Below are 21,932 nucleotides of genomic sequence, written 5' to 3'. Positions count from 1 at the left end.
TATTGGCCACCAACGTAAACAACCTCGGGCGCGGTGGCCCGAGGCTTTTGTAGTTCCCTCAGCCGTGCAGTAGCACTCCCTGCTCGGCAAGCGAGCGGGATGAGGGTGGGCGGCTTACGCGTCCCGACCCGGACAGACGCACCAACCGAACCTGTGGCTGGGTTTTGTGAGTCCGGTAATTCGTCGTGTTACCGTCGAATTTCGCCTTCTCGCGCCATGCAATGTTCACAGACGCATTCCGGTCGGCGTGGTCTTGTGTCACATCACACTCGTCGTTCGCACATCGGAACCGCCGTCCCTGCCGACTGCCACGCTCACCACAGCACGAACACGTCTGCGAATTGTAATAAGCGTCCACTGTGTCCGTGGGAATCTCTTGCCACGTCGCCTTGTACGAGACAAACTTCTCGAACTTGTGGAACGGCAGTTTGTGCAACCGGCGGTTCATATACGTCCCGTACTTGATTTCGTCGCGGATGCCGCTCATATCCTCGAACACGATAACCGGAGTCGAGAATTGCTCTGCGAACTCCACGACAGCACGGGAAAGCCGATGCAACACCCACTCGGTGAACCGCTCCTCCTTGTCACCGAGTTTCCGGTGGATGCTCGTCTTACCGTGTTCCTGACAGCGTTTCGTGATGGTGTGGTAGCGTTGGCGTTCCTGCTTGACTCGTCCGTAGTCGAGGACGAGCGTGCCCTTCGTCCGCATCGTGTCGCGGTCGAGGGCGGTGAGAGCGATATTGCGCTCGTTGATGTCCACGCCAACAAGCGTGTCGCTGGTGTCGGGGTCGGGCACGTCGAACTCGCGTGTGACCGTGACGTGTAGGTAGTACACGCCATCGCGGTACAGGAGTTCGGCCTGCCCAACATCCACTTCATCCGACGTGATAGCGTCTCGAAGTTCGTCCATCGCATCTGGGCCGCCGCGTAGGTGTCCTTTCACCTTCTTGTAGGGTTTCGGGCTGATGCGGAACTGGACGCGGTTCGTGTCTTCATCTACGGTGAGGCGGTAGCCTTCCGTGTGTGCCATCACGACCGGATACGCACCAGATTTGTCCGTACTCGGAGGCGTTGGCTTGCCTCCATCAGGATCATCCTGTTCTTCCCACCAGTTAAGGAGTGACTGGTATGAGTCCCACGTTTGGAGGGCTTTGCCGACGACCGCGCACTTGTTGTTCCGCAAGAAGTCGTCGCGGTCAACCTCGTTCTGTATCTCAGTGCGCGTGTGGCCCTGTTGTGTGAGGCTGATGGTGTCGTTGAATATCTCGCGTGATGCAAGGCGGGCGTCGTGAAGCCACGACCGCTCACCAGACGCGATGTGAAGGCGCGTCTGAATCGTCTTTGTGGCTTCTTCACCCATGCTTTGACACTCGTTCCAGACTGTCATAAATATAGGGATTCAAGATGGAAGAATACCGTAGTCATGCACATTCGGTTAGTTCCTGTAAGTATCACTTCGTGTGGTGTCCAAAGTACCGCCATCCGGTTCTCAACGTAGTTGAAGACGATGTGCGGGAGTTGTTTGGTGAGACTGCTGACCACTTCGGTCACAAGATTCTCGCCTTGGAGATTGCAGACGACCACGTTCACCTGTTCGTGCAAACAGACCCGAAGTACAGCCCTGCGAACATCGCTCGGCAATTCAAGTCGTACTCTGGCAAGCACTTGCTGGAACGGTACCCCGAGATTCGAGAGTCGTATTTCTGGGGTGGCGGATTCTGGAAAGTCGGATACTACGTTGGGACGACGGGAGCGATGTCTGAGGAAGTGGTTGAACGGTATATCGAAGAGACGGAACACGCGGCGGAGTGACGCGCTTCACCCCCGCCCACGGTGGGGCGGGGAACTCGCGCTGCTTTTCGTTCAGAATACGCCGTGATGGATACAAGGCGCGTATGCAGCATTCCGACAGTCTGGGAATCCAAAATAGAATTATTCTCTCTCATGCCAATCGAACTACATGGAGTACTCACGCCGCGACTATCTCCGTCGGTCTTCTATCGCCGCGGTCACGGGTTTTGCTGGTATTTCTGTTCTCTCGGAGCGAAGTGCTGGTGACGACAAAGACCTTGCATCCGTTCTGGATGACCGCGTCCCGACACTGCTCAACCGATACGATGTTCCCGGTGCGGCCGTTGCCGTCATCACCGATGGTGAAGTATCGTGGGCTAATGCATACGGCGACGCTGATCGGGAGACGAACTGCCCGATGACGCCGGACACGCTCTGCCGACCACAGTCGATCACGAAATCGATCACTGCGTGGGGTGTAATGGTCCTTGTCGAGCGAGACGAGGTTGATCTTGATACCCCGGTCAGCGAGTATATCCCGACTGCAAAACTCCCCGATTCGGATGCGTGGGACGAGGTGACCGTCCGACGGCTCCTCAGTCATACTGCAGGTCTTCCAGAGGGAATATACACGAACTATCCACCCGAGTCGTCGATTCCCTCCTTAGAGGAAGCTGTCCGCGGGAACGCAGGTGCGCCACCAGCACGACCGGAAGACCCTCCCGGAACGACATTCCGATATTCGAATCCCGGCTATGTGTTACTCGAACTGCTCGTCGAGGAGGTTACCGGACAAGACTACGCACAGTACATGGAAGCCACCGTGTTCGAGCCGCTTGGAATGGACACAGCGACGTTCGATCTGGATGAAGCCCTGCAATCGGGGCTTGCGACCAGCCACGAGCGGGCCGGTGAAGCAGTCGAGCCGTATCGTGAAGCACCGCTGGCCCACGGGATGCTGTATGCGACCGTGGAAGACATCGCTACCATTGTTGCAGCAGGGATGCCAGCAGCCGACGGACGAGAGGCCGGTAGAGAGGTGTTGAGTTCCGAGCGTGTTGCGGAACTGCACTCGAAGGAAGTGGAGACGACCGGGTTTTACGGATACGGCTCAGATGGGTATGGGCTTGGTCACCTCGTCGAGACCCTTCCAGATGGGCATCGAGCAGTCTCACATGGAGGGCAGGGAACCGGTACGTGGACCTGGTATCACAGCATCCCGGAGACCGGCGACGGGATCGTGATTCTCACCAACAGTAACCGGAGCCTCCGGTTGATCGCTGCCATACTCACAGAATGGGCCGAGAGTCGCGGACTCGGGACAATCTCCCTCGCTCGTACATATTCCCGGGTAGAAACTGCCGGTCGAATAGGGGCAGGCGTTCTCGGAATCGCTGGGGTAGGGCTAACATGGCTTCTCGGCCGCGACCTTCGGAATGGGACAAGAACATTCGTGCCGCTTGCAGACCATTCTCGTCTGAAGCGAGGGGTCGTTGCAAGCGTAGCGGTTGTCTTACTCGTCCTCTGGTGGGGAGTAGCATATCCAGTGGCTGACCTGTTCCTGCCGAGACTTGCTGACTGGCTCGGTGGTTCGCTTTCTTTCGTTGCAATACTCCTGTTCCTGATGGCAGTATTCCCGAAAATGACCTACGAGTGAAGTCGATGCTGTTAAATAGAGCGTGCGTATCGCTCACGGAGCTTAGCGGTCAATTCCCCAGTCCGGTACCGGTCGTGGAGTATCCCGGCCTCGTAGCGAACTCGGCCCGAACCAGATCACGAGCGCGAGCGCGACAATCACAGTCCCGATGTGGACGAGGGGATACAGTTCGGCAGCAAATCCCATCGTTTCGCCGGTGAAGTTTCCGAAGAAGTGAAAGACAATGACCGCGAGGACGCTCCGGGCAGTATTGTTGTAGACCCACGTTCCGATGATCGCAGTCAGAACGATGCTCGGTAGAAACCACCACAGTTCGGGCTGGAACGTCGTCCCCTCGTAGTAGCCGGACATGTAGAAAAGTGGAACGTGCCACAGCGCCCACACAGTCCCCAAAATCAAACTGCTCACGAGTGCGCTCCAGCGTGCCTGGAGTTGATCGAACCAGTAGCCACGAAGACCGATCTCTTCGATTGCGGGGAAGAGGAGCGCGACCGCAAGCAAGAAGAACAACGCTCCGGGGTCAAACAGTCGGTCAGAGCCGATGAACGCCAGTGGTTCGGCAGTGAATCCGGTGACGAGCGCAACAGCAGCCGTACCGAGATTGAACAGCGGGTAGAACAGCACGATGATCAGCCACCATCGGCCACTGATCCGACCGACTTCGAGCAATCGCCGACGGAGATCGGCGAACCCAGCTCGCCCGTGGTTCATCCACAACAGCACGAGTCCAGCCAGAAGGGGACTTACCCCGCCAATCAGGAACAGAACCACGTTCGGGTACGACCAGACCGAGGCGTCTGACGCAACTACCGGAAGCCAAAACAGGTACGCCCAGCCAAGATACAGAAGTGGGAATCCCCATATGGGGTAGTGGCGCGTACGAGTCCGGAAACACGCTTTACGGACTGGTGGGAACGATAACGCCCCATACCACTAATCTCCACAAAGGCCAAATAAGTGTATCGTCCGGTTCTCATATCCCGGGAAGAAATGCGTAACCGCGCTACTTACTCAGGTGATGACTACAAGCTCTATATCTTGCAAGCTAGGCAGGACCAATGTCTGGATGTTGAGTATATTCCACTGTTTTGCGTAAGAGCGTGTGTGTTTGACTGGCAGAATTTAAAAGATATCGAAAATATCTACGAACAGTGGACGATTCAGATTACGACCCCGAAAAGACGGAATACACGTTTGAGCCGGGAGACAGCGGTGGGGATACCGACGAGTCGCAGCTACCTCGGATCGAATCGATCCAGGACTTTCTCAAAGAGGAGTACGAGTTAATTCACGGCGATCTTGATCCAGAAGAGTCGCTCAGGGACGGGAAGGGTACCTTCATCAAGACCAGCGATCCCGCGTATAAGAACCTGAAGCAACAACTGTTTCAGAACATCATCAGACACGACGATCTGGCCAGTGCCGTCGGAGAGTTGGAGCTCCGAGCTGGCCACGGACACGTCGATGAACTCCCATCGTTCGGACAGAAATTTGCTGTTGATGAGTTGGTCCGCTCATTGTTGCTGGCGAATCTACTCAAAGACGAATCGGTGAATAGTATTACCAAATCGTCAGGTGAGAACACCGGAAAGTACGATGATGAGCTGAATCTCTCCGAGCCCGTGACTCAGCCGACGCTGTCTCGGTATCAAGATGATGTCGAAGAACTCTTCCAACCGTACTTTGACCGGCTTCAGGATGACGTAATCGAATTCGTCCAAGGGACAAAACACGAAGAACTCGTACCTGCCCCACCGTCTCTCGCTTCCGATGGTGAAGGCCCACGCGATCTCCAGCTAATCACGCGCGATCTTCGTCAGAAGGCCCTGAAATTCCTTCAGATCAAGCGCTCTAACAACCTCACCCACGAAAAGAACGTGCTGTTCAAACTGCTGGATGTCGCCTGTCTTCATGGGACGAGCATGGAGACTTCGCAGGAAGTGATCGAGGGAAAGCCGTGGCTGTGGGGTAGTGAACCACCCAAGCGCCGCAACTTCGTCACGCACCTCGCCAAGTCCGACCGCCGTGAAATCACGGCGATGTACCTGGCGGCGAACGAGTCGATGATCCAGCTGCTCGAAGAGGAGTACGACTACTTCGGGGACACGGTGGAAGTCGCCATCGACGTGACGCCGTGGCCGTGGTTCGGCACGTACGAGGACGGCGAGATTCCCGAGTGGGTCTCGGGGACGAAGGCTGGTCGCAACTACGCCTACGCGTGGAAGTTCGCTACGCTGGCTCTCGTCGGTACGAACACGCCGATCACGGTCGTGTCGCTTCCGGTGAAGTCGGCCTCGAACCTGGATGGCGTGGTTGATCGGCTGCTGCGGTTCGCTACGGCGAAGTTCGACATCGATTGGGTCTACCTAGACAGCGAGTTCTACCAAGGCGGCGTAGCGACCAAAGTCCGGAGCGAGGCCGACTTCATCATCAAGGGCAAGAAGGGCTCAGACAAGCTTCAGGAGGTCAAAGAGGTCCTCGAAGAAGACAAGGAGTGGGACATGTTCCGGTGGGGCGTCGGCGACGTCAAGGACGAACGCGACTACATGTTCGTGCTGCCGGAAGAGAAGAAATCGCGTCTCCAGAAAGAGGACTTTGACGACCCGACCGACGCGCTGACGCAGTTCTACACCAACCGCGAGAGTTCGCCACCAAGGAGCGAAACGGCGCGGAGGTACTGGCTGAGAAATTCCGCGGAAGATGGGGTGTAGAAACCTCATATCGAGTGATCAAGAACCGGTTTCTACCACAGTCAGGATCAAGCCAGATTGAACACCGGATATTCCTGTTCGGGTACGCGGTGCTGCTGTACAACATGTGGACAGTGGCGAACGCGATTGGTGCCGACCGGGATGACGATCATGACCTCGGAAAGCACGGGAAATACTGGAAGGCGGTCGTGTTCCTGAGTAACATGATTGACGACCCGGCGTCACTCGAAATTGGGGAAGTTCCCGAGGGGGAGTTATCAGAATTCAGTGAGATGATTCGGAAGGATTTTTACCTGAAGTTCAGCGTCTGAAAGAGGTTCCGCCTTCGACCCTCTCGAATTGAATAACATCACCCACATTGCCAACAACTGTTATATCTGATTTCCTTCCTCGTTCGACTCATTCCTCTTCGAGTTCAGCGTTGACAGTTTTGAGGTCCAATCTCGGCGAGAAGTCCTCGTACGTCTCGTCGCTGGAAACGATCGTGTCTCCCTCGGATTCGACGAGATGGAGCGCATCGAACGGCGTAAATCCGTTCTCCTCTACGTAGGTGGCCGCCGCGATGATCGTGTTGACGTCTCCGCGTACATCCACGAGCGCAGCGGCGTTGGCAACGACCCGTTCGGCGTTTCGATCCTCCCTGTAGGCGACGAGGAGGAGCTCGACGAGCGTGAACGGTGACGTCCACAGTTCGTCTCGGTGATTGCGATACACCACTTTTGCGGCCGTATCGAGCCAGTCTTCGTCCTTGATGAGTGCCAACAGAAAATCGGTTTCCGCGTACATTCATTCACCTGCCTCGTTCAGCGCTGTGTCACGTGCCTCCTCGCGGAGTTCCTCGGCGGTTTTCTCGACGTCGGCGAACTCGTCCTGGAGTGCCGCCAGGGGATCGTCAGCGATCGGAATGAGCTTGATCCCGTCGTGTACCTCGACGACGTAGTACCGGTCGCCGTATCGCTCGCGCATCGCCTTCGGTAGTGTGAGGCGGCCTCGGTCGTCCAGCGTTGCTTCGGACATACGTGCGTATTGCTGTGGGTAGAAATTGTATCTTTCCCCAAAAAACGGGGGTCATCCCATTCCCACTATCTGTTCCCTGACTCGTTCCGGGACCGTTTCCCGGCTCCGAGAGCGACTGTCTCGGACGAAAATCAGATCCCCGTCGAGTACCGCAGAATACCGGCAACGCCGCCGAAGGCGTCCAGCAGCTGTTCGCCCTTCTCGAAGTCGGTAGAGATGAACTTCGTTTCGGTGCCGCGCTGTTCGGCGATCGACATCAGGTGCTCGATCACGTCCTCCCGCTCCTGGACGTCGGCGGGCTCGCCGCACTCGGTACAGTCGTGATCGGGCGTCGAGTGCCGGCTATCGACCACCTCGTACTCCTCGTGGCCGTTCGGGCACTCGTAGACGACGACGTCCGACCGGAGATCCTCGGAGATCAGCAGCCGGTCGACAGAGCCCATCACGAGGTTTCGGCGAGTCTGGTCGAAGCCGTAGGTGGCCTTCTCGCCGGTGTTGAGGTTCTCGAAAAACTCCTCCATCTGCTTTTTGTCCTTGATGACCTCCTGGTCTGCAAGCGCCTCGTCGGCGGCGTCCACCAGGTCGTACAGTCCGGACTCGTCGGTGTAGGCGACGTCGAACTTGCCGATCACCTTGTCCTGGATCTCGTGGTGGAGGTAGTCGCCGTCGAGGAACTCGTCTTTGGTCGGCGAGGGGCCGCCGACGAGGATCCCGTCGAGATCGTGACGCTTCGAGACGAACAGTTCGTTGGCCATCTCCGCGACCTCCTGATAGAAGTTGTCGATCGCCTCCAGGCGCAGGCGGGCGAACCGCTGGGCCGACTGGCCACCCTTCCGCTGCTTTCCGGGAACCAGCGAGGAGGCAGACTTGACTGGTTCGACGCGTTTGCCTTTCAGCCAGCCGACGTTGGCCTCCCGCCGGTCGAGGACGATCAGGCCGAACAGGCCCTTGTCCATCAGCATGTCCTCGAGCGGCCCGGTGAGGAAGTCCGAGTCGCAGTGGTAGCGGAACGACTGGATCGGCTCCGGGGGCGATTCCAGGGTCCGGGTCACCATATCCGTCTGGCCGCCGCCGGCGTCGACCGCCCCGGAGAAGATAACCATCCCTTTTTCCGGCGGATAGGTGTCGTAGTAGCGGAGGCGGTCCTTTATGCTTGTAAGCGCGTCCTGGACGTTCGTCCGGGTCTGTTTGGACTTGATGTTCGCCGCCTCGCTGTGCTCCTGGGTGACGTGGGAGACGACGTCGGCGATCTGCTTGTCCTCGGGGATGTAGATGGTGACGAGCTGGGTGCCCGACCCCTCGTACTCCTGGAGCTCCTCGATGACCTTGCGGAACTCGTACTTCCGCCGGTCCTCGCTCGGCTCCTCCGTGTCGGTACTCATTACCCGTTATTCGCCGCGCTGGCGGTAAGTATGCTTTGACAGCCGGCGGACGGTGAGACGAACGGGGAGCTATCGGTGACGCTCGATGACGCGTTTCGCCGCCTGGGCCTTCTCCTTCCAGCCGTAGCCGGCGTCGTAGACGTGGCGCTTGCTCTCGACGAGTTCCTCGGGCGACGACTCTTCGAACCCGCCGCGATCCCACGCGCCGGAGGTCCGGAGCCACTCGACCACGTTCTCCTTCGTTTCGGCCCACGAGAGTCCGACCATCTCGTACCAGGCGATCATCGCGAAGACGGCGTTGTCGTGACACCCCGGCACGGAGCCGTGTTCGTAGATCGTCCGCAGCGGTTCCCGATCCGGCTCCGACACCTGCTCTTTGTACTCGGCGGCGGTGAGCAGCCGAAGGCGCCCGTCGTCTTCCACGACGCGCCCCTCGTGACGGAGCACGCCCAGTGCGGCTTTGTACAGTCCGCCCCACTCGCCGTGGACCGCCTCTCGAAGCGCGGCCTCCGAAAGCGGCGCCGCGTCGGGATCCGACAGGACGGCGAGCAGGTCGGTGTACGCCTTCTCGATCGCGCTCCAGTCGGCGCCCTCGAACGAGCAGCCCTGCTGGTGGAGGCTGTTCGTCGTCCGGCAGCCGGGGCACGGATACTGGAAACGCGGCACGCTTGGCCCCTGCGAAGGCAACGAATATAGGTTCCGCGGTTCCTCGTTCCGGTCGAATGAACCCGTTTTCACAGTTCGAGGTCGTTCCGGCCGTCGACGTCTCCGGCGGCGAGGTCGTCCAGCTGGTGCAAGGCGAGCGCGGCACCGGGAAGCGCTACGGCGACCCGGTCGCGGCGGCGCGCCGGTGGGTCGACGCCGGCGCTCGCAGTCTCCACCTCGTTGATCTCGACGGCGCCTTCGAGGGTGAGCGCGTCAACGCCGACGCGATCGAGGCGATCGTCGAGGCTGTCGACGGCCTCGGCGTCGACGTCCAACTCGGCGGGGGAATCCGGACCGCCGCCGACGCCCGGGAACTACTCGATCTCGGCGTGGACCGGGTGATCCTCGGGACCGCCGCCGTCGAGAACCCGGATGTTGTCGCGGAGATCTCCGAGACCCACCCCGGGCGCGTGGTGGTGAGCCTCGACGCGAAGGACGGGAACGTCGTCGTCGCGGGCTGGACGGAGTCGACCGGGCTGGACCCCGCCGAGGCTGCACAGCGTTACGAGGAGCTCGGTGCCGGCGCGATCCTGTTTACCGACGTCGACGTCGAGGGGCAACTCGAGGGGGTAAACGCGGAGCTGGTCTCTCGGGTCGCAAACGCGGTGGAGATCCCGGTGGTCGCAAGCGGCGGGGTCGCAAGCGTCGAGGACGTCCGTACCTTGAGGGAGGCGGGCGCGGCCGCCGTCGTCGTCGGCACCGCTCTGTACGAGGGGGCGTTCACGCTCGAGGAAGCGATGGCCGCTGTCTCTTAAGTCCGTCCCCTGCCGTTTTTCCGATCGTCTCGGGAACGGTGAACGGTCACGCCCTCACGAGAGGTGGGCGGTCACGTCCGTCGAGGAGACCATGCCCACGTAGTCGTCGTCGACGACCGGGAGGTGTTTGATCCCGTAGGTCGTCATCATCGCTGCCACTTCCTCCATGTAGAGGTCCGGCGTCACCGTCTCCACGTCCGTGGTCATCACGTCCGACACTCGAAGTTCGGTGACGTCCTCCCCCTGTGCCACGGCGGCGATGATGTCGGAACTGCTCACGATCGAGCGCGGGGTGGTCCGCACGACTAGTGCGCTGATTTCACGTTCGTGCATCTTCTCTGCGGCCTCGGAGATGGATGCGTCCGGTGCGATCGTCTCCAGCGGGGTCGACATTACTTCCTTGACGCGTGTTCTGTTCTGGCTGTTCATACCACTATCCAGGAAATCCTCCCGTATCGGTGTTTCCTTTGCTGCCGTTTTGACTGCACTCCCGGTGCGGCCGTCTCGTCGCCGGATCCTCGGTCGCGAAATCCTCCGGCGTTCCGGGGCCAACACGACGGTTCGAAACAATTGCTAAAACTGTCATATCTTGGTTCATGACCCCTCGATTTCGTGTGGAGAGCTAACACTTGTTTATCTATACCTTCTGAAACCGGGGATTACAGACCCTGAAAGATTTTTATTCTAAATCGAGTAAATTCTCCAACAAACTTATCCCTTTCCGAGACGAACGACTAATCGACATGGCAATAGAGACAGTCCTCCTGGCAATCGGGCCGGACGAAGCCGACCGCATCGACCGACTGACCGAAGAAACGATCGAGCTCGCGGAACCGACGGATGCAACCGTCGTGATCGCTCAGGTTCTGGATCGGGACGCGTACGACGAACTCGCCGTGAAACTCGGGTTCGATCCGGACAACGGCGAGGTGTTCCCGACCGACGTCGTCAGCCGGCACTCGCTGATCCGACAGCTTACAGAGGAACTGGACGCGGTGGGGATCGACTACGAGGTCCGTGGTGCGGTGGGCGACCGGGGCGACCAGATCGTGCGCCTGGCCGACGAGGTCGACGCCGACAGCGTCGTCGTCGGCGGCCGGCGCCGATCGCCGACCGGCAAGGCGGTGTTCGGGAGCGTCGCACAGGAAGTGATGCTCTCCTCGCCGTGCCCGGTGACGTTCGTCCGCAGCGACACCCAGTGATCTCTCTTCTCTGTGGCGTCCCCGGTTGACTCCGAACGCATCGGCGTGAAACGCCTTTCTTAAGTCGCGTCGGCCACCTCCTTGAGGTGATGGCCTACTACGTGGGCGTCGATATCGGGGCGACGAACGTCAGGGCCGTCGTCGGCGACGACGACGCGACAGTTCTCGGTTCCGCCGAGGGGCCCACGCCACAGGGACCGTCCGGGATCGCGGTCACTGAGGCGGTGCTCGACCGGGTCAGGGAGGCGTGTGCGGAGGCAGGCGTCGAGCCGTCATCGGCGGTCGCAGCGGGAATCGGCTCGATCGGTCCCTTGGACCTGGCGGCCGGCGTCGTCGAGAACCCGGCGAACCTGCCGGACGCGATCGACCGGATCCCGCTTACCGGCCCGCTGTCGGCCCTACTGGACACCGATCAGGTGTATCTCCACAACGACACGAACGCCGGCGTCATCGGCGAGCGGTTCCACTCGGACCGCAACCCCGACGACATGGTGTATCTGACCATCTCCTCGGGGATCGGGGCCGGCGTCTGCGTCGACGGCGAGGTGCTCGACGGCTGGGACGGCAACGCCGGCGAGGTCGGCCACATGACGCTCGACCCGACCGGATTCATGACCTGCGGCTGCGGGAAGGACGGTCACTGGGAAGCCTACTGCTCCGGTAACAACATTCCCCGCTACGCCCGCCGTCTCCACGCCGAGGATCCCATCGAGACGGTGCTGGACGTCGAGGACCCCGACTTTTCGGCGGCGGACGTCTTCGCCCACGCCGGCGAGGACGAATTCGCCGACTACGTCCTCGATCAGTTCTCTCACTGGAACACGATGGGCGTCGCGAACGTCATCCACGCGTACGCGCCGCTCGTGATCTCGGTCGGCGGCGCGGTCGCGCTCAACAATCCCGAGCGTGTGCTCGATCCGATCCGCGAACGGCTCGAGGAGATGGTGTTCATCAACGTCCCCGAGATCGGGCTCACCGACCTGGGTGACGACGTCGTCGTCGAGGGGGCGCTTGCCAGCGCACTCACCGACGGCACTGGCGACCGGTCCCGCCTGTGAACTGCTCCGGCGAGTTCCCGACCTCACTCGACGTCCTCGCGCAGCGAGCGTATCGCCCGTTTCAACTCCCCTCTCCGCTTCCATGCGGCGATCCGGTCGCCGAACGGCAGCGGCGCCGACAGCTTCACCACGGAGGTGAACCGCACCCGGGACCCCTCGTTTTCCGGCTCCACGTCGATCCACGTCTCCATCGCCGCGAACGGGCCGGATTCCCCCTCCTGGGTGTAGTAGAGCCGCCCCTCGCGGGTCTCGAACCGGAGCGTCATCGATAGTCCCGGACCCGTCGCCGTCACGAACGTCGCCTCGCCGGCCGCCTCGACGCGGTCGACCTCGAAGCTCCCCTCGTATTCGACCACTTGCTCGGGGGTGAGGTGCCGCTTTATCGACGGCGGCGACTCCCGGACGAATCCGTCGACGGTGACCTCGCGCATGCCGTTCCTTCTGACGAGGTCCCACTTAAGTACACCCCCGCTGCCGACAGCTATACACGCCATCCGGATCGAGTGTGCCACATGAGCGACACCTTCGACCGGCTCGGTTACGGGACGTACAAGCTCGAGAACCCCGCGGAGTGTGCGGCGGCGGTCACCCACGCGATCGACGTCGGGTACCGGCATATCGACACCGCGCAGGGGTACGACAACGAGGCGTCCGTCGCTGACGGAATCGATCGGTCGGGGGTCGACCGCGACGAACTGTTCGTGGCCACGAAGCTTTCGACGGACAACCTCGCATACGACGACGTCATCGAAACGGCGAAGGAAAGCCGCAAGCGGCTGGGCGTCGACTCGATCGACCTGTTGTACGTCCACTGGCCGATCCGAACGTACGATCCCGCGGAGACGCTGCCGGCACTGGATCACCTGGTCGAGGAGGGCGTGATCGAGCACGTCGGCCTCTCGAACTTCCGTCCCGACCAGCTCGAGGCGGCGATCGACCGGCTGGACAGCCCGGTTTTCGCCCACCAGGTGGAGTGTCACCCGCTGCTCCAGCAGCGGGAACTCAGAGCGGTGGCCCTCGAGGACGACCACTGGCTGGTGGCGTACTCGCCGATCGCGCGCAACCGGGTCGCAGACGTCGACACCCTCCAGGAAATCGCCGACGAGTACGACGCCTCGCCAGCCCAGGTGAGTCTGGCATGGCTGCTCTCGAAGGAGACCGTCGCGCCGATCCCGAAGGCGGCGAGTTTCGATCACATCGAGGACAACTGGGCGGCCCGCGACCTGGATCTCGACGACGACGCGCTCGCCCGGATCGACGAAATCGAACGGGAGGAGCGGATCGTCGACTTCGAGGAGGCGCCGTGGAACGAGGCCGGAAACGTTTAGACCGCTCCGTTGCCTACCGGTAGACATGCCGAACTGTCCGCTCGCAGACGACTGCCCGAGTTTTCAGGAACGAATCCAGGGAATGGGATGCCAGCACTACGGCGACCGCGGGGGCGCCGAGTGGTGCAACCACTACAACATGCCCATCTCGGAGCTAAAACAGCAGCCGGTCCAGCCCGGCGAGGAAGTGATCGTCGAGGTCGACGACATCCACGAAAGCGGCGCCGGTGTCGGCCGGACCGACGACGGATTCATCGTCCTGATCGACGGGCTGTTGCCGGAGGCCAGGGCGAGGGTGCGGATCGACCGGGTGAAGTCGAACCACGCCACCGCAAAAGAGATCGTCGAACGGCTCCCGCTGGAGTCGGAAGAGGAAGACGAGATCGAGGGCGTCTCCGAAGGTGAGGACGACGGCGCAGAGCCCTCGGAGGACGACGAGGAGTCGGTCGGCCGGGAGCGGCTCGGGAGCCGGGAGAACTTCTGGGGCGGATAACGCGACTGCACAGTCCTCGAGCCGGTGCGGACAGTCGGCACTCTCGGATAATCGCCAGCGGACTGATATCGGCCGGACGGACCACAGCCGGACGGTCGGCGCCTGCAGTTTTCGGTTGCCTTTTTGAGTACACCCTACGAACCGGCAGGTATGAGTGACGACGCCGGTGACGCCGCGGACGTCGACGAGCTGCTGGAGCGGCTCGGATTCGATCCCGACGAGAACATTCTCACCAGGCGGCAGGCAGAGGTGCTCGCGCTCCGCGAGCGGGGGCTCCGGCAGGCCGACATCGCGAGTCGTCTCGGGACGTCACGAGCGAACGTCTCCAGCGTCGAGGCCAGCGCCCGCGAGAACGTCAGGAAGGCACACGAGACCGTCAGTTTCGCGGAGGCGCTCACCGCCCCGGTGCAGGTTCGGATCGACACCGGAACCGACCTGTACGACATCCCGAACCGGGTGTACGACGCCTGCGACGAGGCGGGCGTGAAGGTGAACCGCACCGCGCCGGACCTGATGAAGGCAATCAGCGACGCCGCAGGCGACGCCGTCCAGGGGCGGAAGGTCCGGCGGGAGCTGCTCGTGGGCGTCACTGGGGACGGAACGGTTCAGGTCCGCACCGAATGACTCCACAGCCGACCAGGACCCGTCCGCGGCGCTTTTAGGCACCACCCGCGTCTGGGTTGGATAATGAGTGATTCCGACTCCCCCCGGACGAACGACGGCACCGATCGCGACCTCGTGGCTGCGCTCCGGGCGGCCGAGGCCGTCGAGTTCGGCGAGTTCGAGCTCTCGCACGGTGGCACGAGCGACTACTACGTCGACAAGTACCTCTTCGAGACCGATCCCGACTGCCTCGAGGCGATCGCGTCGGCGTTTGCAGAGCGGCTCGCCGACACCGAGTCGACGCTCGCTGGCGTGGCGCTTGGGGCGGTGCCGCTGGTCGCGGTGACGGCGACGGAACTCGGTCGTCCGTACGTTATCGTCCGCAAGGAGACCAAAGAGTACGGCACCGGAAACCGGGTCGAAGGACGACTCGACGACGGCGAGGAGGTGATCGTTCTCGAAGACATCGCGACCACCGGGAAATCGGCGCTTTCGGCGGTCGAGGCGCTCCGGGAAGCCGGCGCGACGGTCGACCGGGTGTTCGTCGTCGTCGACCGAGAGGAGGGGGCGAGCGAGCTGCTGGCGGATCACGGGATCGAACTGGAGTCGCTGCTCACCGCAACCGAGCTGTTGGCGGATCGGGACTGAGCGGTCGCACCGGTCAGGCGGGTTCTGCAGTCGAGGGGGTCTTCGACTCGGCGACCGCGAACGTGAGCGTCGACAGGACGCCGAGGAGCGTGCCGGCGGTCAGCGCGATCGCGAGCTCCGAGAGCGTCACGGTGGTGATGCCGGGCGCCTCGGGGAGGAAAAAGCCCGACAGCGCGAACACGACCCCGGCGATCGCGATCACGTAAAACGGCGCGTTGAGGTAGCGCCACCGGAACCGTCCCGCGAGGTACTCGTCGGTTATCTGGCCCAGACTGGAGGTGATCCCCGCTGCAGCGACCCACTGGATCGCGCCGTGGACGAACGCCGCGAGCGCGACCGTCCGGGAGGCGTCTTCGACGGTCGCCGAGACGGTCACCGCCGTTTCGTACCCCTGGACCCCCGAGACGACCAGCAGCGCGAGCGCGACCACGTAGGTGATGAGCGTCACCCGGCCGGCGTACAGCCCGGACCGGACCCGCTCTGCGACGCTGTCGATGGTGGTCTCGAGGCCCAGCCCGCGAAACAGCGAGTACAGCCCCAGAAGCGCCGAAATGAGCCCCAAAACGACGGCCCCACCGACGTCGAACTGCCCCGCGATCACCACGAACGGGTAGATCAACAGCAGGATTCCCAGCGGCACCAGGACGGTACCGCGGGTTTCGGGGTCGGCCAGCACCTGCTTTATGGTGTAGTACATCGACTCGAGGTCCTGTGCCTGCCGGACGACGACCCGCCGGACGCCGTCGATCGGCATCCGCGAGCGGATCACCGGCAGCACCGACTCGTCCTGTGCGCCGTCGGTGATGACGATCGCGTGTACTTCCTCGCCGGTCTCCAGCTCGGCGAGCACGCGGTCGACCTCCCGCCCGACCGCGCGGTTGGCGGCGACGTCTTTGCCTTCGACGCCGGTCACGGCCGCGACCTCGACTTCCTGGTCCTCGCGGTGGACGAGTTCGTCGTAGAGATGAACTCCCTGAAACAGGACGTTGACGTCGGAATCCTCCGGATCCACCGTCGCGAGCGCGACCGCGGATCGTTCGACTTCGTCGCGGCCGATCACCGGGGTCTGTAGCCCGGTCTTCCGGCCGAGGTCGTCGTCGAGGTCGACACAGAGGATCAGCAGCATTCACTGACCCCTAACACACGACGCGATAAATGTCTTGTACCTCCACCTTTTTTAACGGGTGCCTCGGGAAGGCGAGGCGCTCCATCCGGTCGCGCCTCGCTTCCCTCGACCCCCGCCAAAAAATCTGTCGCGCAGATCCGCCGGTGCTACCGCTCGTCTTTTTACAGGCTGTCGAGGCGAATGCCACGGGGCTTGACCCCGAGGCGGTTCACGGATACTATCGGATACTACTGCTCGTCATCTTTGTGGGTTCGTGGAACCGATTGCAGCCGCCACGTAGTCGCTCGGCTCGCAGGCTTTTGGTCCAGCTTTTGCCAGGGAGGTTCCAACGGAACCTCTTGCAGCCGGGCGGCGTCGCCGCCCGGCGACAGGGAGTGAGCGGAGCGAGGTGCGAACGAAGTGAGCACCTCGAATCGCGAGCGGCGAAGCCGCGAGCCAGCGAGCGACCGCAGCAAACGCTGGGTGTCTAGAACGTGGTGACCTCGGCGCCGTCCGCCACGAGCGACCTGATGCTCGGGTGGCCGTCGTGGTCGTCCAGCGTCACCACGCCGGCGTCTCGAATCCGGGGACCTACAGCGATTCGAGATCGGCGAGGATCTCCTCGGCGTGATCCTCGGGGGAGACTCCCTCGTAGGCGAGTACGATCTCGCTCCCGGCGTCGACGACGTAGGTGTTCCGGAAGACGCCGTCGACGGTGTTGCCGAACACGTTCTTCTCGCCGTAGGAGTCGTACGCCGATGCGACCTCGCCGTCGGGATCTGACAGCAGGTCGAACGGGAGATCGTACTTCTCGGCGAAGTCCGCGAGGTCCTCGACCGGGTCGTCGCTGATTCCGACGACGGCCACGCCGGCGTCGGAAAAGGCACCCCACTCGTCGCGGAAGCCGCACGCCTCGGTCGTACAGCCCGGGGTGTCCGCCCGGGGATAGAAATACACGACCGTGTATTCCGCGTCGATGTCCGACAGCGTGACCGGCTCGTCGTCCTGGTTCTGGAGGGTGAAATCGGGTGCGTCCTCGCCTGTCTCGAGCATATCTTCTGAAATGGCGGGAGTCGCTTAAAAACCCGGCTCCTTGCGGACGGGTTTCACCCCGGGCCCACGTGCCAGACGCGCAACCGGGTCAACGTTTTGACGGTTCAGTCCGAACGTCAGTTGCATGAGTAGTATTAACACAGACGTACTCGTGGTCGGAGGCGGCCCCGCCGGCCTGAGCGCCGCCCTGTTCGCCCAGAAGAACGGGCTCGAGACGACCGTCTTCGACACCGACGGGACGTGGATGCACAAGGCCCACCTGTTCAACTACCTCGGGATCGGCTCCGTCGACGGGACGGCGTTCCTGGAGACCGCCCGCAAACAGGTCGACAGCTTCGGCGTCGACAGGCGCCAGGGCGAGGAAGTGACCGACGTTTCGGCGACCGACGACGGGTTCGTCGTCGAGACCGCCCAGGGCGAGTACGGCGCCGACTACCTGGTGCTCGCGACCGGCGCGAACCGGGACCTGGCCGAATCGCTCGGCTGCGCGTTCGACGGCGATGTCGTCGACGTCGACGTGACGATGGAGACCAGCGTCGCAGACGCCTATGCGACGGGCGCGATGGTCAGGACCGAGGAGTGGCAGGCCGTCATCTCCGCCGGCGACGGCGCCGCCGCCGCGCTGAACATCCTCTCGAAAGAGGAGGGCGACCACTTCCACGACTTCGACGTGCCCGCCGACGCCGGAGAGCTGTTCGGCCCGAGCAAGGAGTGATTTCTCACTTGCCTCCAGCTTCGTCGGCCGCGATCTCGACTCCGACCACGTCGAGGTCGCCGTCGATCTCCACCTGGCAGACGTCTTCGTCGGCGCGGAACGTCACCCGGACCAGCCAGGGGTCCCGGGAGTGCACCTCGACTCCCTCGCCGGCGACGTACTGGCCGATCTCCCAGATCCGGCGGTCCGAAAGCGACGCCTCCCGGCGCTCGTGGAACCCCCGAACGTCCGGGTGTCGGTAGGCGATCGAGCCGAACGACGTCACCGCCTCTCGACCACAGACGGTACAGCGGTACGCCGCCACCGCCTCGAACGGAATCTCCTCGCCCAGATCGGTCCGCACCTGGGGGTCGACGGTGCCGCCGCATTCGGGACAGATCCCGGTTCGGGCCTGTTCGACCTGGTATCTCGACCACCGCTCGAAGGCGTCGGCGAGTTCGTCGGGGTCCCGACCGCGAACCAGCGTCGGCGGAACGTGGACCCGCAGGATCGACTCGCCGCACTCGTCACAGTCGACGGTGAACCGCTCGTCGGCGTACGCGCCCCGGAGTCGGGAGTCGCCGCAGGCGTAGCATTCGCCGCCGACGTCGAACGGATCGACGGTCGGACTACGCGTGTACATCCCGGCGGTCACCGCGCGGGCGAGCCGGCGACCAGCGGCGGTCAACTCGTACCCGTCGTCCGTTTTCGAGATGAAATAGGGGACCAGTTTCTTGAGGTGGTAGTTGAACTGCGCGCTGTCGTCGACGTCCACGCGGTCGTACAGCGTGGAAAACTGGACGGGGGACTCCTCTGCGCCGTGGAGAACACTGACGGTCGAAAGCCGGGTTTCGTTCCCCAGCCACGAGAAGACGTCGGCAGGATCGGGGTGTTCGGACCCGTTTTCGTCGGGCTCGTCGTGACTCCCGGTCATGGCCGTTTGTGGTCGTCCGGGATATAAAAGGACCGTTGCTGCTACCCGGAATCTCGTCCGTCTCAGTTCGACTGTCTCACATCTTGTCGGCGTCTGCAAGTCCAGTGCCGGTTATCTTGAACGTCGTCGACTCGCCGGCCGCCTTCGATCGATGTTTCTCCAGGGTGGCCCGGCGGTTCCCGCCACGGAATCGGTCGAGGCGGAGAATCACGCCCGTCCAGTGATCCAGCGTGTGTCCGCCCAGCGGTTTCGCCCGGTCGCTGTCGGGATCGGTAAACACCTGGTTGGTGATCACGACGGCGAGGTCGTGTTTGCGCGCAAGCGACAGCAGATGGGTTACCTGCCGGGCGACCGCCCGGAGCGACTCGCCGGCGTCCTCGTCGGCTTCGAGGGTACGTTCGAGCCGATAAAAGCCGGTCGCGCTGTCGAGGACGATCAGCTCCAGGTCTGGAGCGAGATCCTCGGCGTCCCGGACGGCCTGTTGCTGTTGCTCGAAGTCGTAGGCATCGGAGATAACGAGCCGTCCCGCGATTTCCTCCAGCGAGCCATCGACGTCCGGCCGGCCGATTCGCCCCTCGAGTAGCTGGTGAAAGCGATCGACGGAGAGCCCTTCAGTGTCGACGTAACAGACCCGCCCTCCGCCGGCAGCGACCTCGACGGCCGCCGAAAGCGCGAGGTTCGTCTTTCCGGCCGCGGGCGGGCCGTACACCTGGGTGACGGTGCCGCGTTCGAGACCGCCGCCCAGCAGATCGTCGATCGACGAACAGCCGACCGGAAGGGGATCGCTCACGGAGAGACGTTTCGGCGCCACCCGATAAAAAGTGCCTCGTTCGATCGTTTCGGTTCCGGGACCCGCAGCGTGAAGGGCCAGGGGATCCGAAGGGAAGATATGACGGACCTTCCGGAGAGCGTCGTCGGCGACGCACGGACCAGTTCGTTCGCGTGGGGGCTGCTCGAAGACCTCGCTGACGTGGGGAACCGGATGGCCGGCCAGGAGGGTGAGCGCCGGGGAGCCGAACTCGTCTGTGAGGCGTTCGATTCGGCGGGACTCGCCGACGCCGAGATCGTGGAGTTCGAGATCCCGGGGTGGTGGCGCGGCGACTCCTCCTTGCGGATCTCCGGCCCCCTCGAACGCGCCCACGAGGAGAGCCACGAGGTGATCGCGTTGCCCGGCACTCCCGCAGACATGGTCTCGGGACCCCTCGTCGACGTCGGGACGGGTTCGTACGACGACTTCGCGGACGCGGCGGAGGATATCCAGGGTGCGATCGTGATGGCCTCCAGCGAGAGTCCCGACTCGTCGGATCGGTGGATCCACCGGATGGAAAAGTACGTCAACGCCGCCGACCGGGGCGCAGCCGGGTTCGTCTTCCAGAACCACATCGAGGGTGCACTCCCGCCTACCGGCGAGATCGGCTACCACGAACGACCGGGACCGATCCCCGCGGTGGGCGTCTCGGCGGAGGTCGGCGACCGGCTCGCCCGCCTCGCGGCCGACCACGACGGCGGGAACGATGCTCCCGTCGTCGAACTCGACGTCGACTGCCGGAACGAGCCGGCGACGTCCCGGAACGTCCAGGCGACGGTCGGTCCGGCGGACGCCGACCGGGAGGTGCTGGTGACGGCGCACGTCGACGGTCACGACATCAGCGACGGCGCGAACGACAACGCCGCCGGCTGTGCGGCTGTCGCCGGGATCGGTCGGCTGCTCGCCCGGGTCGCCGACGACCTCGACTGCCGGCTCAGGCTCGTGACGTTCGGCGCCGAGGAGATCGGGCTGTGGGGCGCGTACCACTGTGCGGAGTCGCTCCCGAAGGAGGCGGTCAAATGCGTCGTCAACCTCGATGGCGCTTGCAACTCCCGGAACCTCCGGGTGGGGACGAACGGCTTCGCGACGATCGGGGACGTCTTCGAGTCCGTGACCGACGACTACGACGCGCCGCTATCGACTGGCGACACGATTTCTCCCCACGGCGATCAGTGGGCGTTCGTCCAGGAGGGGATCCCCGCGGTGATGGTCTCGACCACCTCCGACCAGTCAGGTCGTGGCTGGGGGCACACCCACGCCGACACCCTGGACAAACTCGACCCACGTGATCTCACCGAGGTAGTAACGCTCGTTACGGAAGCCGTCTCCCGACTCGCAGACGACGAGGTCGAACCGACCCACACGACCTCACAGCGGATCCGCGAGAAGATGGACGACGGCTACATCCAGGAGCTCGAGGTCGGCGGTCGTCTCCCGGACGACTGGGACTGAACCCACCAGACACGACGCCACGGTCAGTCGCGCTCTCTATCCGTCACTCCCACCGGTCCCAGTCGTCCATCCGATCGATGTCGTCGGCGGATAACGCCCGTTTTTCTCCGTACTCGCCCAGTTCGGGCAGCAACTGCGGCGGCGCTTGGCCCTCTTCGATCTCGAGGAGCCTGTCCACGTGCCCGATGGCGACGTGGTAGCTGAAAAGGAACACGGCGACGTACCACGCCCCGAGGACCGAAGCCAGTACCAGGAGTTCGAACATGGCTCTTCAGCGATCGGGATAGTGCTCCTGTCGATACTTCTGTACGACCCGCTGCAGCCGTTCTGGATACCGTTCCTCGCCCCCCTTCCTCGCCAGATACTGGATGTGTTCTTTCGCGAGAACGAACCCCACGATAAAGACGAAGGGGGTACCGCAGAGCCCGATTAATAGGTATGTTATCACTTCACTACTCATGTCGGTACCTACGTGGAACTGATCGCCAAAGTGTGTTTTGCGGGTGGGGAGTGAGGGAGACTTTCGTCGCTGT

Annotated in this window: 27 protein-coding genes; 13 read left to right on the top strand and 14 right to left on the bottom strand. The window is 62.6% G+C overall.

The genetic code is table 11. The features are described 5' to 3' along the window. Positions 1-58: 58 nt before the first annotated feature. Positions 59-1,363, bottom strand: a complete 1,305-nt coding sequence (locus AArcCO_RS15620; RefSeq protein ID WP_259534412.1) for an RNA-guided endonuclease TnpB family protein — start codon at positions 1,361-1,363, stop codon at positions 59-61. A gap of 44 nt (positions 1,364-1,407) precedes the next feature. On the opposite strand from AArcCO_RS15620, the gene tnpA reads away from it, so the two are divergent. Together tnpA and AArcCO_RS15610 are read left to right on the top strand one after the other, a co-directional pair. After that, positions 1,408-1,815, top strand: a complete 408-nt coding sequence (gene tnpA / locus AArcCO_RS15615; protein WP_259534411.1) for an IS200/IS605 family transposase — start codon at positions 1,408-1,410, stop codon at positions 1,813-1,815. A 148-nt stretch (positions 1,816-1,963) separates the two neighbouring features. Next, the gene (locus AArcCO_RS15610) at positions 1,964-3,451 is read left to right on the top strand and encodes a serine hydrolase domain-containing protein (RefSeq protein WP_259534410.1); all 1,488 of its coding nucleotides are present in this window, start codon (positions 1,964-1,966) and stop codon (positions 3,449-3,451) included. 42 nt (positions 3,452-3,493) lie between these two features. Here the strand turns inward: AArcCO_RS15610 and AArcCO_RS15605 are convergent, their stop codons facing one another. Next, complete coding sequence (locus AArcCO_RS15605; RefSeq protein ID WP_259534409.1) at positions 3,494-4,162, bottom strand: CPBP family intramembrane glutamic endopeptidase; 669 nt, start codon at positions 4,160-4,162, stop codon at positions 3,494-3,496. Positions 4,163-4,602: 440 nt separating this feature from the next. Here AArcCO_RS15605 and AArcCO_RS15600 point away from each other — a divergent pair, with 440 nt between their 5' ends. Together AArcCO_RS15600 and AArcCO_RS15595 are read left to right on the top strand one after the other, a co-directional pair. Further along, complete coding sequence (locus AArcCO_RS15600) at positions 4,603-6,162, top strand: hypothetical protein (protein WP_259534408.1); 1,560 nt, start codon at positions 4,603-4,605, stop codon at positions 6,160-6,162. A gap of 89 nt (positions 6,163-6,251) precedes the next feature. Continuing rightward, complete coding sequence (locus AArcCO_RS15595; RefSeq protein ID WP_259534407.1) at positions 6,252-6,473, top strand: hypothetical protein; 222 nt, start codon at positions 6,252-6,254, stop codon at positions 6,471-6,473. Positions 6,474-6,561: 88 nt separating this feature from the next. Here the strand turns inward: AArcCO_RS15595 and AArcCO_RS15590 are convergent, their stop codons facing one another. From AArcCO_RS15590 to AArcCO_RS15575, 4 genes are all read right to left on the bottom strand, one after another. Further along, entirely contained in the window at positions 6,562-6,948 is a 387-nt protein-coding gene (locus AArcCO_RS15590; RefSeq protein ID WP_259534406.1) for a PIN domain-containing protein, read from the bottom strand. Then, positions 6,949-7,179: an AbrB/MazE/SpoVT family DNA-binding domain-containing protein gene (locus AArcCO_RS15585; protein ID WP_259534405.1), complete on the bottom strand. Its 231-nt coding sequence runs from the start codon at positions 7,177-7,179 to the stop codon at positions 6,949-6,951. It abuts the gene before it with no gap. A 131-nt stretch (positions 7,180-7,310) separates the two neighbouring features. Continuing rightward, entirely contained in the window at positions 7,311-8,561 is a 1,251-nt protein-coding gene (gene prf1, locus AArcCO_RS15580) for a peptide chain release factor aRF-1 (protein WP_259534404.1), read from the bottom strand. Positions 8,562-8,630: 69 nt separating this feature from the next. Then, positions 8,631-9,227: a DUF7474 family protein gene (locus tag AArcCO_RS15575; protein WP_259534403.1), complete on the bottom strand. Its 597-nt coding sequence runs from the start codon at positions 9,225-9,227 to the stop codon at positions 8,631-8,633. 56 nt (positions 9,228-9,283) lie between these two features. On the opposite strand from AArcCO_RS15575, the gene hisA reads away from it, so the two are divergent. Then, positions 9,284-10,021: a 1-(5-phosphoribosyl)-5-[(5-phosphoribosylamino)methylideneamino]imidazole-4-carboxamide isomerase gene (gene hisA, locus AArcCO_RS15570; RefSeq protein ID WP_259534402.1), complete on the top strand. Its 738-nt coding sequence runs from the start codon at positions 9,284-9,286 to the stop codon at positions 10,019-10,021. Positions 10,022-10,075: 54 nt separating this feature from the next. Here the strand turns inward: hisA and AArcCO_RS15565 are convergent, their stop codons facing one another. Then, positions 10,076-10,450 carry a CBS domain-containing protein gene (locus AArcCO_RS15565; protein ID WP_259534401.1) on the bottom strand — a complete coding sequence of 125 codons (375 nt, stop codon included), beginning with the start codon at positions 10,448-10,450 and terminating at the stop codon, positions 10,076-10,078. A gap of 314 nt (positions 10,451-10,764) precedes the next feature. Between AArcCO_RS15565 and AArcCO_RS15560 the strand changes: the two genes are divergently transcribed. Further along, a complete protein-coding gene (locus AArcCO_RS15560; RefSeq protein WP_259534400.1) occupies positions 10,765-11,223 on the top strand; it encodes a universal stress protein in 459 nt (152 codons plus the stop codon). An 89-nt stretch (positions 11,224-11,312) separates the two neighbouring features. After that, a complete protein-coding gene (locus tag AArcCO_RS15555; protein WP_259534399.1) occupies positions 11,313-12,281 on the top strand; it encodes an ROK family protein in 969 nt (322 codons plus the stop codon). Between the two features lie 23 nt (positions 12,282-12,304). Here the strand turns inward: AArcCO_RS15555 and AArcCO_RS15550 are convergent, their stop codons facing one another. After that, positions 12,305-12,712: an SRPBCC family protein gene (locus AArcCO_RS15550; RefSeq protein WP_259534398.1), complete on the bottom strand. Its 408-nt coding sequence runs from the start codon at positions 12,710-12,712 to the stop codon at positions 12,305-12,307. An 81-nt stretch (positions 12,713-12,793) separates the two neighbouring features. Between AArcCO_RS15550 and AArcCO_RS15545 the strand changes: the two genes are divergently transcribed. The 4 genes from AArcCO_RS15545 (at position 12,794) to pyrE (ending at position 15,353) form a co-directional block, all read left to right on the top strand. Next, positions 12,794-13,609: an aldo/keto reductase gene (locus AArcCO_RS15545; protein WP_259534397.1), complete on the top strand. Its 816-nt coding sequence runs from the start codon at positions 12,794-12,796 to the stop codon at positions 13,607-13,609. A 25-nt stretch (positions 13,610-13,634) separates the two neighbouring features. Then, positions 13,635-14,102, top strand: a complete 468-nt coding sequence (locus tag AArcCO_RS15540) for a TRAM domain-containing protein (RefSeq protein ID WP_259534396.1) — start codon at positions 13,635-13,637, stop codon at positions 14,100-14,102. 150 nt (positions 14,103-14,252) lie between these two features. Further along, on the top strand, positions 14,253-14,726 hold the full coding sequence (locus AArcCO_RS15535; RefSeq protein WP_259534395.1) for a Tfx family DNA-binding protein: 474 nt from the start codon (positions 14,253-14,255) through the stop codon (positions 14,724-14,726). Between the two features lie 63 nt (positions 14,727-14,789). Then, positions 14,790-15,353, top strand: a complete 564-nt coding sequence (gene pyrE / locus AArcCO_RS15530; RefSeq protein WP_259534394.1) for an orotate phosphoribosyltransferase — start codon at positions 14,790-14,792, stop codon at positions 15,351-15,353. Between the two features lie 13 nt (positions 15,354-15,366). Here the strand turns inward: pyrE and AArcCO_RS15525 are convergent, their stop codons facing one another. Together AArcCO_RS15525 and bcp are read right to left on the bottom strand one after the other, a co-directional pair. After that, complete coding sequence (locus tag AArcCO_RS15525; RefSeq protein WP_259534393.1) at positions 15,367-16,479, bottom strand: DUF373 family protein; 1,113 nt, start codon at positions 16,477-16,479, stop codon at positions 15,367-15,369. 570 nt (positions 16,480-17,049) lie between these two features. Next, positions 17,050-17,511 carry a thioredoxin-dependent thiol peroxidase gene (gene bcp / locus AArcCO_RS15520; protein WP_259534392.1) on the bottom strand — a complete coding sequence of 154 codons (462 nt, stop codon included), beginning with the start codon at positions 17,509-17,511 and terminating at the stop codon, positions 17,050-17,052. Positions 17,512-17,635: 124 nt separating this feature from the next. On the opposite strand from bcp, the gene AArcCO_RS15515 reads away from it, so the two are divergent. After that, on the top strand, positions 17,636-18,226 hold the full coding sequence (locus tag AArcCO_RS15515; protein WP_259534391.1) for an NAD(P)/FAD-dependent oxidoreductase: 591 nt from the start codon (positions 17,636-17,638) through the stop codon (positions 18,224-18,226). A 4-nt stretch (positions 18,227-18,230) separates the two neighbouring features. Here AArcCO_RS15515 and AArcCO_RS15510 read toward each other — a convergent pair whose 3' ends face one another. Together AArcCO_RS15510 and radB are read right to left on the bottom strand one after the other, a co-directional pair. After that, positions 18,231-19,139, bottom strand: a complete 909-nt coding sequence (locus AArcCO_RS15510; protein ID WP_259534390.1) for a DUF7351 domain-containing protein — start codon at positions 19,137-19,139, stop codon at positions 18,231-18,233. Between the two features lie 76 nt (positions 19,140-19,215). Then, on the bottom strand, positions 19,216-19,929 hold the full coding sequence (radB, locus tag AArcCO_RS15505) for a DNA repair and recombination protein RadB (protein WP_259534389.1): 714 nt from the start codon (positions 19,927-19,929) through the stop codon (positions 19,216-19,218). 99 nt (positions 19,930-20,028) lie between these two features. Here radB and AArcCO_RS15500 point away from each other — a divergent pair, with 99 nt between their 5' ends. Then, positions 20,029-21,399, top strand: coding sequence for a M28 family peptidase (locus tag AArcCO_RS15500; RefSeq protein WP_259534388.1), 1,371 nt, complete (start codon positions 20,029-20,031; stop codon positions 21,397-21,399). A 43-nt stretch (positions 21,400-21,442) separates the two neighbouring features. Here the strand turns inward: AArcCO_RS15500 and AArcCO_RS15495 are convergent, their stop codons facing one another. Both AArcCO_RS15495 and AArcCO_RS15490 read right to left on the bottom strand, forming a co-directional pair. Further along, positions 21,443-21,664, bottom strand: a complete 222-nt coding sequence (locus AArcCO_RS15495) for a hypothetical protein (protein WP_259534387.1) — start codon at positions 21,662-21,664, stop codon at positions 21,443-21,445. A gap of 6 nt (positions 21,665-21,670) precedes the next feature. Then, positions 21,671-21,859 carry a hypothetical protein gene (locus AArcCO_RS15490; RefSeq protein ID WP_259534386.1) on the bottom strand — a complete coding sequence of 63 codons (189 nt, stop codon included), beginning with the start codon at positions 21,857-21,859 and terminating at the stop codon, positions 21,671-21,673. Positions 21,860-21,932: the final 73 nt, after the last annotated feature.

This window comes from Halalkaliarchaeum sp. AArc-CO, assembly GCF_024972735.1.
Classification (GTDB): Archaea; Halobacteriota; Halobacteria; order Halobacteriales; family Haloferacaceae; genus Halalkaliarchaeum.
Note: the sequence above shows the minus strand (reverse complement) of the source record. Positions and strands in the feature narration are given on the sequence as shown.